Consider the following 13,167-nt stretch of genomic DNA (forward strand, 5'->3'; position numbering starts at 1 on the left):
AGGAGCCCGACATGCTGAGCCGAAAGAACCTGGCCCTGGTGGTGGCGGCCGCCGCTGCCGTCGTGCTCGCCGCCTGCGGCGGCGGCGATGACGGCAACGGCATCCTCACGCCGCCGGTCGTCACGCCGCCCGTGGTGACCACGGCCGTGCCGGACAGCGCCGTGGCGTCTTCCATGGCGCTGGTGAGCTACATCAACGGCCTGAAGGTCGATGACGAGACCTCCGAGTCATTGACGCTGCCGACCATCGACGTCGCGACCAGCGAGACCGAAGAGCCGATCGCGCTGTGAGGCGAGGGCTCGCACGGCTGCTGATGCTCGTGCTGGCACTGCCGCTGGCGGTGTCGGCGGCGCCCTTTGTCCCGAAGAGCGACACCGACATCGTCCAGCGGCTGCCCTACCGCATGGACGCCGCCGAGCGCCAGCGCCGCGCGGCGCTGGCACGCGACCCGGCCCAGTTGCCGCTCGCCGTGGCCGCGGCCCGCACGGCACTCGAACGCGCCCGCGTGCACGGCGATCCGCGCGAGCTGGGCACGGCGCAGGCGGCGCTCGCGCCCTGGTGGCCGCGTGCCGACGCGCCGGCCGAAGCCGTGCTGCTGCGCGCCCGCGTGCGGCAGGCGCGGCATGATTTCTCCGGCGCGCAGGCCGACCTGCGCGGCCTGCTGACGCGTGCGGATCTCGAACCCGAGCTGCGCGCACAGGCCTTGCTCGACGCCGCGGCGCTGCATCAGCTGCGTGCCGAACTGCCCGAGGCGCGCGCGCTGTGCGAGCAGCTGCAGCCGCTGGCTGCCGTGCCGGCCGCCGCCTGCCTGGCCGAGCTGGCCAGCCTGTCGGGCGATGCGGCCACTGCGGCCCAGACGCTGGCGCGGCTGAGCCCCGGCCGCACCGTCGCGCCCTGGCTCGCACTGATGCGCGCGGAGCTGGCCGAGCGCATGGGCGACGACACGGCCGCGCCCGCACTGTTCCGCGCCGCGCTGGCCGGCGAGGACGACGTCTACACCCGCGCCGCCTGGGCCGACTGGCTGCTGGCCCGCCACCGCGCGGCCGAGGCGCTGGCGCTGATCGAACGCAGCGCGGACGCCGAGGCGGACGCGCTGCTGCTGCGCCACGTCATCGCGCTGCGCCAGCTCAACCGCACCACGCCGCTGACGGAGACGATGCGCGAGCGTCTGGCCGCCGCCGACGCGCGCGAGCCGGGCAAGCATGCCCGCGAGCAGGCGCGCTTCGCGCTGGACGTGCAGGACCAGCCGCGCGAGGCCCTGCGGCTGGCCGAGGTGAACTGGGCCATGCAGCGCGAGCCGGCCGACGCGGTGCTGCTGCTGCGCGCGGCGCTGGCGGCCGGCCGGGCGGGCGACGCCCCACGGCAGGCGCTGGCCCGCTTCGTCCGCGAGCGGCGGTGGCAGGATGTGCGCCTGACCGCCCTCGACCGGAGCCTCGCGCCTTGATCCGTTGGTTCGCCGCCCTGCTGCTGTTGGCCAGTTCCGCCGCCTGGTCGCACCAGTCCAGCGAGGCCTACCTGAGCTACCGCGTCACCGGCGCGGACGTTGAGCAGCGCCTGGACATTGCGCTGCGCGACCTGGACCGCGACCTCGCGCTGGACGCCGACGGCGACGGGCGCCTGAGCTGGGGCGAGGTGCGCACGCGCTGGCCCGACATCGAACGCCTGGCCGCCGACGGCGTGCGCTTCACGGCCGGTGGCGCCGCCTGCGCGCCGAAAGGCAGCGCCACGCCGCAGCTGGAGGAACATAGCGACGGCATGCACGCCGTGCTCGTCACGCAGTGGCACTGCCCGGCCGACGTGCAGGAACTGCAGATCACCTACCGGCTTTTCGCCGCCACCGACGCCGGCCATCGCGGCCTGGCCCGGCTGGTCGGCGCGGCCGGCCAGCCGCTGGTGCTCGTGCCCGGCGCCGCAGCGCAGCGCCTGGGCGTGGACAGCCGCGGCTTCGCGGGCTTCGTCATCGAGGGCATGGCCCACATCGCCGGCGGGCTGGACCATGTGCTCTTCCTCGTCACGCTGCTGCTGGTGGCCGTGTGGCATCGCCACGGCCGCGGCTGGGCGCCGCGCGCCAGCGCCCGCAGCGCGTTCGCCGAGACGCTCAGGCTCGTCACCGCGTTCACGGTGGCCCACTCCATCACGCTGGGGCTGGCGGCCAGCGGCGTCATCGACCCGCCGGCCGCCGCCGTCGAATCGCTGATCGCGCTGACCGTGCTGCTGGCCGCGCTGGACAACCTGCGCCCCTTCGTGCCGGGGCCGCGCTGGGCCATGGTGGGCCTGTTCGGCCTGGTGCACGGCGTGGGCTTTGCCGGCCCGCTGAAGGACCTGGGCCTGCGCGGCGCCGAGCTGGTGCTGCCGCTGCTGGGCTTCAACCTCGGCGTGGAGCTGGGGCAGCTCGCGGTCGTCGCGCTGCTGCTGCCGCTGGCGCTGGCGCTGCGCGACCGCGAGGTCTACCGCCGCTGGATCGTGCCCGGCGGCTCCAGCGCCGTGGCCGCGCTGGCCCTGGTCTGGTGCGTGGAACGCAGCCTCGCGGTGCAGCTGCTGCCCTGAAACGGGCGGTCTACGCGTATCTCCTGCCCCCCGACTTGAGGGGCGGCCGTCATCGTTCTGACCCAATCTGACGCGATAGTCAAAGTTGTTCCCCGTACCTCAAATCGCACTGGAGAAAACCGCATGTCCCACAAGTTCTTGATCGCTTCGGCAACCCTGCTGGCGGCCGTGTCCGCCCAAGCCGCAGTGTCCGTCACGGGCCCGTCGTTCACGTACAGCCAGAACTTCGACACCCTGGCCTCGACCGGCACCACGGCGACCTGGGTCAACGACAGCACGCTGGCCGGCTGGAGCCTGTTCTACATCAACACCGACGTCACCAGCTACCTGGTGGGCACCGGCTCCGGCACGTCTGGCGGCTTCTACAGCTACGGCTCGGCCGGCAGCACGGACCGGGCACTCGGCAGCCTGGCCACCAACGGCAACGTCGCGGCCGGTTCCAGCGAATACATCGCGCTGTCGCTGACGAACACGAGCGGCGCCGCGTTCGACAGCTTCACGCTGCGCTATGACGGTGAGCAGTGGCGCAATGCCGGCAACACGACGGCCCAGTCGCTGACCGTCCAGTACGGCTACGGCGCCACCTTCGCTGCCGTGACCACCTGGAACACCACGACCAGCGCCTTCACGTTCACGTCGCCCGTCGCTTCGGCCACGGCTGCCGCAGTGGACGGCAACGCGGCGGGCCTGGTTGGCAGCCTGGGCGGCACCGTCAGCACCACGTGGGCCGCTGGCGACACGCTGTGGATCCGCTGGAACGACGTCAACGATGCCGGCAACGACCACGGCCTGGCCATCGACAACGTCAGCCTGAGCGTCAGCGCCGTGCCGGAACCCAGCACCTACGCCATGCTGCTGGCCGGCGTGGCCGCCATCGGTTTCGTTGCCCGCCGCCGTCGCAACGTCTGATCGACCTGCGCCTGCACTGCTGAAACGGCCCTTCGGGGCCGTTTTTTCATGGGGCGCCCCGGCGCGGCTTCAGCCCGCCGCGATGCCCATCGTGACCTGGCCGGCCGGCACGTGGACCGAGGCACTGGCCACGTGGCCGGCCTGGTCGTCGAAGAAGAAGTCCGGCTCGAACTCGCGCAGGAACTCGCCCTTGGCCAGGCCGCCGAGGAACATCGCCTCGTCGACCTCGATCTGCCAGTCCATCAGCGTGCGGATGGCGCGCTCGTGCGCCGGTGCGCTGCGCGCCGTGACCAGCGCCGTGCGCACCCGCATGCCGGGCACCAGCTGCAGCCGGTGCAGCGCCTGCAGCACGGGCTTGAAGGGGCCGGCCTGCAGCGGCAGGTGGGCGCGCGTGCTCTCGTGCTCGCGGAACGCGGCGAGGCCGTCGCGCTGGTAGACCTGCTCGGCCTCGTCGGAGAACAGCACGGCGTCGCCGTCGAAGGCGATGCGCAACTCGTTCGGGTGCTCGGCCGACGCCTGGCGCGACAGCGGCATCACGCGCGCGGCGGCCACGCCGGCCGCCAGCGCCTGGCGCACGTCGTCGTCGTTGGCCGACAGGAACAGCTGCGCCGACAGCGGCTTCAGGTAGCGCCACGGCGCGGCGCCGCGCGTGAACACCCCGCGCTCCACCGGCAGCCCGTAGTGCGCGGCCGAGCGGAACACGCGCATGCCCGAGATGGGGTCGTTGCGCGACAGCACCACCACCTCCACGCGCGGCGTGCCGCCGCTGTTGAAGGCGAGCAGCTTCTTCACGAGCGAGAAGGCCACGCCGGGCGGCGCGGGCTGGTCCAGCAACTGCTGCTGCAAGGCCATGTAGGCGCGGTCGTCGCCGGCCTCGAAGACCTGGTTCTCGGCCTCGAAATCGAAAAGGGCGCGCGACGAGATCGCGACGACGAGTTGACCGCTGAGGCTGGCTGGCATGGCGGCCGATGATAGGGGCGGCGCGCCGGGCCTGGAGTTCCTAGACTGGGCGCCTTCTGCTGCTGAAAGGTCGTCCCATGCGCTCCCACCTCGCTCTGCTGCCGGTCCTCGTTCTTGCGGGTTGCGCCTCGGCGCTCAAGCCCGTGCCCACGCCCACCGAGGTGCCCGCGAGCCTGCAGCCGCCCGCCGGGCAGACGCTGGTGGCGGAGATGCTGGCCAGCGGCGTGCAGATCTACGACTGCGCCGCCAAGGCCGATGGCAGCGGCACGGGCTGGGTGTTCCGCGCACCGGAGGCGGTGCTGGCGGACGCGCGCAGCCACCCGCTGGGCAAGCACTACGCCGGCCCGACCTGGGAGGCGGCGGACGGCAGCCGCGTCGTGGGCGAAGTGAAGGCGCGCGAACCCAGCCCCACGCCGGCCACCGCCATCCCGTGGCTGCTGCTGTCGGCCAAGAGCAGCAGCGACAGCGGCACGCTGGCCGGCGTGCGCAGCATCCAGCGGCTGTACACCGGCGGCGGCGTCGAGCCCGCCGAGGCGTGCACGGCGCAGAAGCTGGGCCAGTCGGCGCGCGTGGCCTACACGGCGACTTACAACTTCTACCGTTAGATAACCGCCAGGCCTGCGGCCAGGTCGCGCCGCAGGTCGTCCACGGCCTCGATGCCCACCGACAGGCGCACCAGTGCGTCCGTGATGCCCAGCCGCGCGCGGGTCTCGGGCGGGATGGAGGCATGCGTCATCAGTGCCGGCAGCGAGATCAGGCTCTCCACGCCGCCCAGGCTCTCGGCCAGCGTGAACAGCTCGACGCGCTCCAGGAAGCGCCGTGCACCGGCCAGGTCCGCCTTCAGCGCGACGCTGATCATGCCGCCGCCGCCGCGCGTCTGGCGCTTCGCCAGCGCATGCTGCGGGTGGCTGTCCAGCCCCGGGTAGAGCACGCGCTCCACCTGCGGCTGCGTGCTCAGCCATGCGGCCAGCTCGGCGGCGCTGGCGTTGTGGCGCTCCATGCGCAGCGCCAGCGTCTTCAGGCCGCGCAGCGCGAGGAAGCTGTCGAACGGCCCGGCGACCGAGCCGATGGCGTTGTGCAGGAATTCGAGCTGCTCGCGCAAGGGCGCCTGGCGTGCCTCGCCGCCCACGACGGCGATGCCGCCGATGACGTCGCTGTGGCCGTTGAGGTACTTGGTGGCCGAGTGCACGACGAGGTCGAAGCCCAGCGACAACGGCTGCTGCGCCCAGGGGCTGGCGAAGGTGTTGTCCGCCACGGCCAGCGCGCCGTGCTCGCGGGCGATGCGGGCCACGGCGGCGAGGTCGGTCAGGCGCAGCAGCGGGTTGCTGGGCGTCTCGATCCAGATCAGCTTCGTGTCCGGCCGCAGCGCGGCGCGCAGGCTGTCAGCGTCGCGGCTGTCCACGTAGGTGACGGCCAGGCCGGCGCTGTGCTTGCGCACGCGCTCGAACAGCCGGTAGCTGCCGCCGTAGAGGTCGTCGCCCGCGACGATGTGCGAGCCGGCGGGCAGCGTGTCCAGCACGGTCGCCATGGCCGCCAGGCCGGACGAGAACGCGAAGGCCTGCGCGCCGCCTTCGAGGTCGGCCACGGCGCGCTCGTAGGCCTGGCGCGTCGGGTTGTGCGTGCGGCCGTACTCGTAGCCGCTGTGCTCGCCCGGGCTCTTCTGGCGGTAGGTGGAGCTGACCGAGATGGCCGGCATGACGGCGCCGGTGATGGGGTCGGGCGACTGGCCGGCGTGGATGACGCGGGTGTCGAAGGCCAGTTCGTGGGCGGGCGTGGCGCTCATCGCGTGATCTCCTTGCGCAGGTGGTTGATGAGGTCGAAGCGCGTGACGAGGCCGTGGAAGCCCGCGTCGTCCGCGATGACGGCGACCAGGCCGCGGCGCAGCTGTTCATGCAGCTCGGCCAGCGGGGCCGTGGGCGCCAGCGTGACGACGTCCTCGCTCATCGCGCGGGCCACCGGCGCGGCGAAGCTGCTGGCATCGGCATGCAGCCGCGCGAGCAGGTCGGACTCGTCCAGCAGCCCGACGAGCCGGCCGTTCGCCAGCACCGGCAGCTGCGACACATCGGCCTGGCGCATGCGCGCGAAGGCGGTCTGCAGCGTGTCCTGCGGCGTGACGGACACGACCGAACCGCTGGCCGCCGGCCGGGAGATCAGGTCGCGCAGGTCGTTGAGACGCGGGCGCGTGAGCAGGCCCTGGTCGAACATCCAATGGTCGTTGTAGACCTTGGACAGGTAGCGGGTGCCGGTGTCGCAGACGAAGGTGACGACGCGCTTCGGCGCGGACTGCTCGCGGCAGTAGCGCAGCGCGGCGGCCAGCAGCGTGCCGGTCGACGAGCCGGCCAGGATGCCCTCGGCGCGGTACAGCTCGCGCGCCGTGGCGAAGCTGTCGGCGTCCGAGATGCTGTACGCCTTGCGCACGGCGGACAGGTCGGCGATGGGTGGCACGAAGTCTTCGCCGATGCCTTCCACCGCCCAGGAGCCGGCGTCGCCGTGGCGGCCGGTGTCCACGTAGTCCTTCAGGATGGAGCCCACGGGGTCGGCCAGCACCATGTCGATGCCGGGCCGCACGCGCTGGAAAAAGCGCCCCAGGCCGGTGAGGGTGCCGCCGGAGCCCACGCCGCAGACGATGGCGTCCACGTCGTGCCCCATCTGCTGCCAGATCTCGGGCGCGGTGGTGGTCTCGTGCGCCAGCGGGTTGGCGGGGTTGTTGAACTGGTCGGCATACCAGGCGCCGGGGATCTCGCGCACCAGGCGCGCGGCGGCGTCCTGGTAGTAGTCGGGGTGGCCCTTGCCGACGTCGGAGCGCGTCAGGTGCACCTGGGCGCCCAGCGCCCGCAGCTGCAGCACCTTCTCGGCAGACATCTTGTCGGGCACCACCAGCGCCACCTGGTAGCCCTTGGCGCGCGCCACCAGCGCCAGGCCCAGCCCGGTGTTGCCGGCCGTGGCCTCGACGACGGTGCCGCCGGGTTTGAGCAGCCCGGCGCGCTCGGCCGTCTCGATCATCGCCAGGCCGATGCGGTCCTTGATGGAGCCGCCGGGGTTCTGGGATTCGAGCTTGAGGAAGAGCTGGCAGGGGCCGGTGTCCAGGCGCTGCACCGGCAGCAGCGGCGTGTTGCCGATGAGGTCCAGCACGGCGGGCCGGGCCTCGAGCGGGAGTCGGGCGGTCATGGCGGAGCGACGCCGCGATCGGGGCGCGGCGCATGGTTCAAGACCTCGCAGGCTACGAAGCGAGGCTTCGCCTGGGAACGAAGCTTTGCGCATGAGCTTGCGCGATTTGCGTGACGCAATCCGCGTGACCGGTGCGTTTACCCTTGCTGTTGGGTGACAAGCCCTGACGCGGGCGACGAACATGCAGGCCGATACAACTGCCCGCATGTCGCGGTCGGTACCCAGGGAGTGTTCCGCATGTCATCCACCGTCATCAGCCGCCACGGCTCCATAGGCCGCCGGCTCGCACGGGTGCTGTCCTGCATCCTGGGCCTGTCGGTGTTCGCCAGCGTCGTGGCCGTGTGGCAGCTGCGCGCGCTGGGCGCCGAAGTGGACGACATGCTGGGCAACAGCCTGAAGGTGGAGCGCGCCGCGACCGACTGGTTGCGCCACACGACGGCAGGCGTGCAACGGGCGGCCGCCATCGCCAAGAGCAGCGACCCGTCGCTCGTCGAGTATTTCGCGCCGGCGTCGGCGTCCTCCATCCAGCAGACCAACGAACTGCAGAAGCAGATCGAGGCGTCGCTCGATTCGCCCGATGAGCGTGCCCTGTTCGCTCGCATCGGCGAGTTGCGCAAGACCTACCTGGCCGCCCGCGACGATGTCAACAAGGCCAAGAAGGCCGGCGACGTCGAGGGTGCAGCCCAGGTGTTCGCGCAGAGGTTCGAACCCACGTCCAAGGACTACCTGGACGCGGTGGCAAACCTGGGCCAGCGCCAGCGCGCGCAGCTGGACGCGTCCGCGCTCAAGGTGGAGGCGCTGCGTGCCCGCACCGTGTGGCTGCTGGTGGGCTGTTCCGCGCTGGCGCTGGTGGTCGGCATCGCGCTGAGCGTGGGGCTCACGCGCAGCATCACCGGCCCGTTGCGCGAGGCCGAACGGTCGGCCCGCGCGATCGCCGACATGGACCTCACCGGCGAGCCCCAGCGCCACTACGGCAACGACGAGACCGGCCAGTTGCTGCGCGCCGTCGATGCGATGCGCGCGGCCTTGCGCGGTGCGCTGCAGGAGGTGCGCAGCGTCGTCGACAACATCTCCACGGCCAGCACGCAGATCGCCAGCGGCAACAGCGACCTGAGCGCCCGCACCGAACAAGCGGCCTCCAACCTGGAAGAGACGGCCAGCGCGATGGAAGAGCTGACGAGCACCGTGCGCCACAGCGCCGACTCGGCCGCGCAGGCCAACCAGTTGACCCACTCCGCGGCCGACGTGGCCCGGCGCGGCGGCAACGTCGTGGGCCAGGTGGTCGCCACGATGACCGATATCCAGCAGTCCAGCAAGAAGATCGGCGACATCATCGGCACCATCGACGGCATCGCCTTCCAGACCAACATCCTCGCGCTGAATGCGGCGGTCGAAGCGGCGCGCGCGGGCGAGCAGGGCCGCGGCTTCGCGGTGGTGGCCGGCGAAGTGCGCACGCTGGCGCAGCGCAGCGCCGAGGCGGCGCGCGAGATCAAGGCGCTGATCGGCGCGAGCGTCGACAAGGTCGAGGCCGGCACGCGCCTGGTGGGGGACGCCGGCAACACGATGACCGAGATCGTCGACAGCGTGCAGCGCGTGACCGACATCGTCGGCGAGATCAGCACGGCCTCCAACGAGCAGAGCCAGGGCATCGGCCAGATCAACGTGGCCGTGGCCGACCTCGACAAGATGACGCAGCAGAACGCGGCGCTGGTGGAGGAGTCCACCGCGGCGGCCGAGAGCCTGAAGGAGCAGGCGAGCCGGCTGGCCAGCGTCGTCGCGACGTTCCGGCTGAACTGACCCGGTCCGCGGTTCGTGCGCAACGGGCGCAATGGCCGCAACTGCCGCGCAAGCACATGCGCTTTGCTTCGTTGTGCGGCGTGGGGCCGGTTCCTAGCATGAGCTCGCTCAGGCACAGGCCTGACGTTCATCAACACAGGGACCGCCACCGACCATGCCTCACACCCGCCGCCGCCTTGCCCAGGCCTTCATCGCCTTCGGCGCCAGCCTGTTCGCGCTGCACGCCGCACACGCCGACCAGCTCGACGACATCAGGAAGAAGGGCGAGCTTGTCGTCGGCGTGCTGGGCACCGACGAGCCCAACAGCTTCATCGATGCGAAGACGCGCGAGATCGTCGGCTACGAGGTAGACCTCGCCCGCGCCATCGCCGCCAAGCTGGGCGTGAAGCTGCAGGTCAAGCAGCTCGCCGTCGCCGCGCGCATCCCCGAGCTGCAGCAAGGCCATGTGGACCTGCTGGCTGCGTCCCTCACGCACAACAAGGAACGCGAAGCCGTCATCGACTTCTCGCTGACCACCTTCGTCACTGGCCAGCGCGTGCTGGTGAAGGCCGACAGTGGCATCCAGAACCTGGCGGCGCTTGCCGGCAGGAAGGTCGTCACCATCAAGGGCGGCACGCAGGAGCCCAACATCCGCAAGGCCGTGCCGGGCGTGGACGTCGTCACCTTCGACACCGGCCCGCAGGCCTTCCAGGCGCTGCAGCAGGGCAAGGGCGTCGCGTTCGTCAACGACGAGGTGTCGCTGCTTGACCAGCACGCCAAGCTCGGCGCGGCCAAGGCGCAGTACCGCATCCTCGACCAGAACATCAGCGTCGAACCGCTGGCCATCGGCCTCAAGAAGGGCGAGAAGCGCCTGAAGGAGCAGGTGGACGGCGCGCTGCGCGAGCTGGAGAAGAGCGGCGAGGCCGACAAGCTGTTCGTCAAGTGGTACGGCCCGGACACGCGGCTGAAGTTCCCCAGGCGCACGTTCAAGATCGACAGCGACCAGGTCGACAGCTGATCCGGGTCGTCGACTGACTTCCGACCCACCGCAGCCGCCCGCCTCACGAAGGCCGGCGGCTGCCTCGTTGCTGCCGGACCCCGCATGCCCGTCCTGTCCTTCGCCCCGCTGCTGCACGGGGACTACCTCGCCTGGCTGCTCGCCGGCCTGCGCCTGTCCCTGCTGCTCACGGGGCTGACGCTGTTCACCGCGCTGCCGCTGGCCGTGCTCCTCGCATTGCTGCGCATCGCGCCCTGGCGGCCGCTGAACCTCGTGGGCGAGTCCTTCGTGGAGGCCGTGCGCTGCGTGCCGCTGCTGGTGCACATGCTGTTCTGGTACTTCGGCATGCCGGAGCTGCTGCCACCGGACCTGAAGGCGCAGATCTACGCCGGCAACATCGAAGTCCTCAGCGCCTGGGCCGCGCTGACGTTGTACACGGCGGCCTACATGTCCGAGGACATCCGCTCCGGTGTGCGCGCCGTGCCGGCCGCGCAGCTCGACGCAGCGCGTGCACTGGGCTTCGGCTACCTGGCCGCGATGCGCCTGGTCGTGCTGCCGCAGGCGCTGCGCATCACGCTGCCACCGCTGCTGTCGCAAACGCTCAACCTCTGGAAGAACACCAGCATCGCCACCGCCATCGGCGCGGCCGAGCTGATGACGCAGGCGCAGCGCGTCGAGTCCGCGAGCTTCCGTGGCTTCGAGACCTTTGCGCTGGTGACGGCGGCCTACCTGTCGGTGTCGCTGGTGCTGACCGGCCTGGCCCAGTGGGCGCAGCAGGTCGTGTCCCCACAGGGGGCAAAACGATGACTGAGCTGGTCGACACCTACTGGCTCTACTTCCTCGTCGGCCAGTACCCGCACGGCCCGCTGGGCGGCCTGGCGCTGACGGTGATCTTGGCCACGCTGGGCCTGCTGCTCGCGCTGCCGCTGGGCATCCTGCTGGGCCTGGCCCGCTTCAGCCCCAACCGCTGGCTGCGCCTGCCAGTCACGGCCTGGGTCTGGGTGGTGCGGGGCACGCCGCTGCTGATGGTGGTGTTCTGGGCCTACTTCTTCCTGCCCACGGTCACCGGCCACAAGACCGACCAGTTCAGCACCATGCTGATCGCGCTGGTCGTCTTCGATGCGGCCTATCTGGCCGAGATCGTGAACGCCGGCCTGCGCGCGCTGCCGCGCGGCCAACTGCAGGCGGCGCTGTCGCTGGGGCTCACACGCGGCCAGGCGCTGCGCGGCGTGCTGCTGCCGCAGGCGCTGCGCCACATGCTGCCGTCGCTGATCAACCAGTTCGTCGCGACCATCAAGGCCACGTCGCTGGGCACCATCATCGGCCTGTCCGAGCTGAGCTTCATCGCCAGCCAGATCAACGCCCAGGTGCTGGTCAAGCCCGTCGAGATCTACACGACGCTGGCGCTCAGCTACTTCGTCATGTGTTTCGGGCTGGCGCGCATCGCCAAGCTCGCCGAACGCCGCCTCTCGACGTAGTGCCTTCTCCAGCGACCGTCGTGGAACCGGCTTTGCCGGGCCACTGACGGTGCCCCTTGAGGGGCCGGCGCAGCCGGTAGGGGTGGTCCTACTTGACCCAGGTGTTGAGCTGGATGATCGGCAGCAACACCGCCAGCACGATGAGCAGCACCACCGCGCCCATCGCGACGATGAGCAGCGGCTCCAGCAGCGTGGCCGCGGCCATGGAGCGGCGTTGCACCTCGACGCTCAACTGGCGCGCGGCGCGGCCCAGCATCTCGGGCAGCTGGCCGGTCTGCTCGCCCAGGCGGGCGAACATCGCGAGGATGCCGGGGAAGCGCTTCTTGCCGGCCAGGGCCGAGCCCAGCGGCGCGCCTTCGCGCACCTGCACCAGCGCGTCCAGCGCATCGGCCTGCATGGCGCGGTTGGACAGCGTCTCGGCCGCAGCCTGCAAGGCCTTCAGGATGGGCACGCCGGCACCGGCCAGCATGGCCAGCGTGCCGGCGAAGCGCGCCGCGTTGTAGCCGCGCGCCAGGCGCCCGACCAGCGGCAGGCCCAGGATGCCGGCATCGAAGCGCAGCCGGAAGGCCGGCGCCTTCAGTGCGAAGCGCAGCGCCACGCCACCGGCCGCCAGCGCGGCCAGCAGGGCCCAGCCCCAGGCGCGCACGAAATCGCTGATGGCCAGCATCGCGACCGTCAGCGCGGGCAGCGCGCGCTTGGAACTGGTGAACACGGTCGCGATCTGCGGCACCACGTAGGTGACGAGGAAGATGACGATGAACACCGAGATCAGCGAGACGATGGCCGGGTAGGCCATGGCACCGACCAGCTTGGCCTTCAGGTCCTGGCGCTCCTCCAGGTCGTCGGCGAGCTTCTCCAGCACCTGGCCCAGCGCACCGCTCTGCTCGCCGGCGGCGACCACACCGCGGTAGACGTCGTCGAACTCGCGCGGCGCGGTGGACAGCGCCTGCGCGAACGGCGAGCCGGCGTTGACCTCGGCCTTGAGCTGGCTGATGAGCTCGCGCTGCTTGGTGTCCTCGCTCTCGTCGGCCAGCGCCGTCAGCGCGCGTTCGATGGGCAGGCCCGAGCCGACGAGGCCGGCCAGCTGGCGCGTCCACACCGCCAGCGCCGTCTGGCCGAAGACGCGGCGCGTGAAGCGGCTGCCTTCCTGCGCGCCGTGCTGCTGCACGGTCTCGATGGACAGCGGCGTGAGGCCCAGCGCGCGCACCGCAGCGCGGGCCGCACGCGGGTTGTCGGCCTCGATCAGGCCACTGTTCTGGCGGCCGGCGTCGGTGAGGGCGTCGTACTTGTAGGCTGGCATGGGGCAGATTGTGCGTGCTGCGCGCCGCGCAA

The 13,167-nt window shown here is 71.4% G+C and carries 13 protein-coding genes; 9 read left to right on the forward strand and 4 right to left on the reverse strand.

Annotation, left to right across the window (positions count from 1 at the left end; all coding sequences use genetic code 11):
• The first annotated feature begins 11 nt into the window (after positions 1 to 11).
• From ACO07H_RS06895 to ACO07H_RS06910, 4 genes are all read left to right on the forward strand, one after another.
• Entirely contained in the window at positions 12 to 290 is a 279-nt protein-coding gene (locus tag ACO07H_RS06895) for a hypothetical protein (RefSeq protein ID WP_422012481.1), read from the forward strand.
• Complete coding sequence (locus ACO07H_RS06900) at positions 287 to 1,444, forward strand: hypothetical protein (RefSeq protein ID WP_422012483.1); 1,158 nt, start codon at positions 287 to 289, stop codon at positions 1,442 to 1,444. The genes ACO07H_RS06895 and ACO07H_RS06900 overlap by 4 nt, the downstream gene beginning before the upstream one ends.
• The gene (locus tag ACO07H_RS06905) at positions 1,441 to 2,547 is read left to right on the forward strand and encodes a HupE/UreJ family protein (RefSeq protein ID WP_422012485.1); all 1,107 of its coding nucleotides are present in this window, start codon (positions 1,441 to 1,443) and stop codon (positions 2,545 to 2,547) included. Before ACO07H_RS06900 ends, ACO07H_RS06905 begins: the two co-directional genes overlap by 4 nt.
• A gap of 123 nt (positions 2,548 to 2,670) precedes the next feature.
• A complete protein-coding gene (locus tag ACO07H_RS06910; RefSeq protein WP_422012487.1) occupies positions 2,671 to 3,456 on the forward strand; it encodes a PEP-CTERM sorting domain-containing protein in 786 nt (261 codons plus the stop codon).
• 69 nt (positions 3,457 to 3,525) lie between these two features.
• Here the strand turns inward: ACO07H_RS06910 and ACO07H_RS06915 are convergent, their stop codons facing one another.
• Positions 3,526 to 4,416, reverse strand: a complete 891-nt coding sequence (locus tag ACO07H_RS06915; protein ID WP_422012489.1) for a 5'-nucleotidase — start codon at positions 4,414 to 4,416, stop codon at positions 3,526 to 3,528.
• 77 nt (positions 4,417 to 4,493) lie between these two features.
• Here ACO07H_RS06915 and ACO07H_RS06920 point away from each other — a divergent pair, with 77 nt between their 5' ends.
• Positions 4,494 to 5,021, forward strand: coding sequence for a DUF3455 domain-containing protein (locus ACO07H_RS06920; protein WP_422012491.1), 528 nt, complete (start codon positions 4,494 to 4,496; stop codon positions 5,019 to 5,021).
• On the opposite strand, the gene ACO07H_RS06925 is transcribed toward ACO07H_RS06920, so the two are convergent.
• Together ACO07H_RS06925 and ACO07H_RS06930 are read right to left on the reverse strand one after the other, a co-directional pair.
• Positions 5,018 to 6,199: a trans-sulfuration enzyme family protein gene (locus ACO07H_RS06925; RefSeq protein ID WP_422012493.1), complete on the reverse strand. Its 1,182-nt coding sequence runs from the start codon at positions 6,197 to 6,199 to the stop codon at positions 5,018 to 5,020. The two genes, ACO07H_RS06920 and ACO07H_RS06925, sit on opposite strands and share 4 nt — an antisense overlap.
• Entirely contained in the window at positions 6,196 to 7,584 is a 1,389-nt protein-coding gene (locus ACO07H_RS06930) for a pyridoxal-phosphate dependent enzyme (protein WP_422012495.1), read from the reverse strand. Before ACO07H_RS06930 ends, ACO07H_RS06925 begins: the two co-directional genes overlap by 4 nt.
• A 237-nt stretch (positions 7,585 to 7,821) precedes the next feature.
• Between ACO07H_RS06930 and ACO07H_RS06935 the strand changes: the two genes are divergently transcribed.
• The 4 genes from ACO07H_RS06935 (at position 7,822) to ACO07H_RS06950 (ending at position 11,835) form a co-directional block, all read left to right on the forward strand.
• The gene (locus tag ACO07H_RS06935; protein WP_422012497.1) at positions 7,822 to 9,381 is read left to right on the forward strand and encodes a methyl-accepting chemotaxis protein; all 1,560 of its coding nucleotides are present in this window, start codon (positions 7,822 to 7,824) and stop codon (positions 9,379 to 9,381) included.
• A gap of 154 nt (positions 9,382 to 9,535) precedes the next feature.
• Entirely contained in the window at positions 9,536 to 10,378 is an 843-nt protein-coding gene (locus tag ACO07H_RS06940; RefSeq protein ID WP_422012499.1) for an ABC transporter substrate-binding protein, read from the forward strand.
• Between the two features lie 84 nt (positions 10,379 to 10,462).
• Positions 10,463 to 11,164, forward strand: a complete 702-nt coding sequence (locus ACO07H_RS06945) for an amino acid ABC transporter permease (protein WP_422012501.1) — start codon at positions 10,463 to 10,465, stop codon at positions 11,162 to 11,164.
• Positions 11,161 to 11,835 (forward strand): amino acid ABC transporter permease, encoded by a 675-nt coding sequence (locus ACO07H_RS06950; protein WP_422012503.1) that lies wholly within the window; start codon positions 11,161 to 11,163, stop codon positions 11,833 to 11,835. The genes ACO07H_RS06945 and ACO07H_RS06950 overlap by 4 nt, the downstream gene beginning before the upstream one ends.
• Positions 11,836 to 11,923: 88 nt before the next feature.
• On the opposite strand, the gene gspF is transcribed toward ACO07H_RS06950, so the two are convergent.
• On the reverse strand, positions 11,924 to 13,135 hold the full coding sequence (gspF, locus tag ACO07H_RS06955; RefSeq protein WP_422012505.1) for a type II secretion system inner membrane protein GspF: 1,212 nt from the start codon (positions 13,133 to 13,135) through the stop codon (positions 11,924 to 11,926).
• Positions 13,136 to 13,167: the final 32 nt, after the last annotated feature.

It is taken from the genome of Roseateles sp. (assembly GCF_965229315.1).
GTDB lineage: Bacteria > Pseudomonadota > Gammaproteobacteria > Burkholderiales > Burkholderiaceae_C > Pelomonas.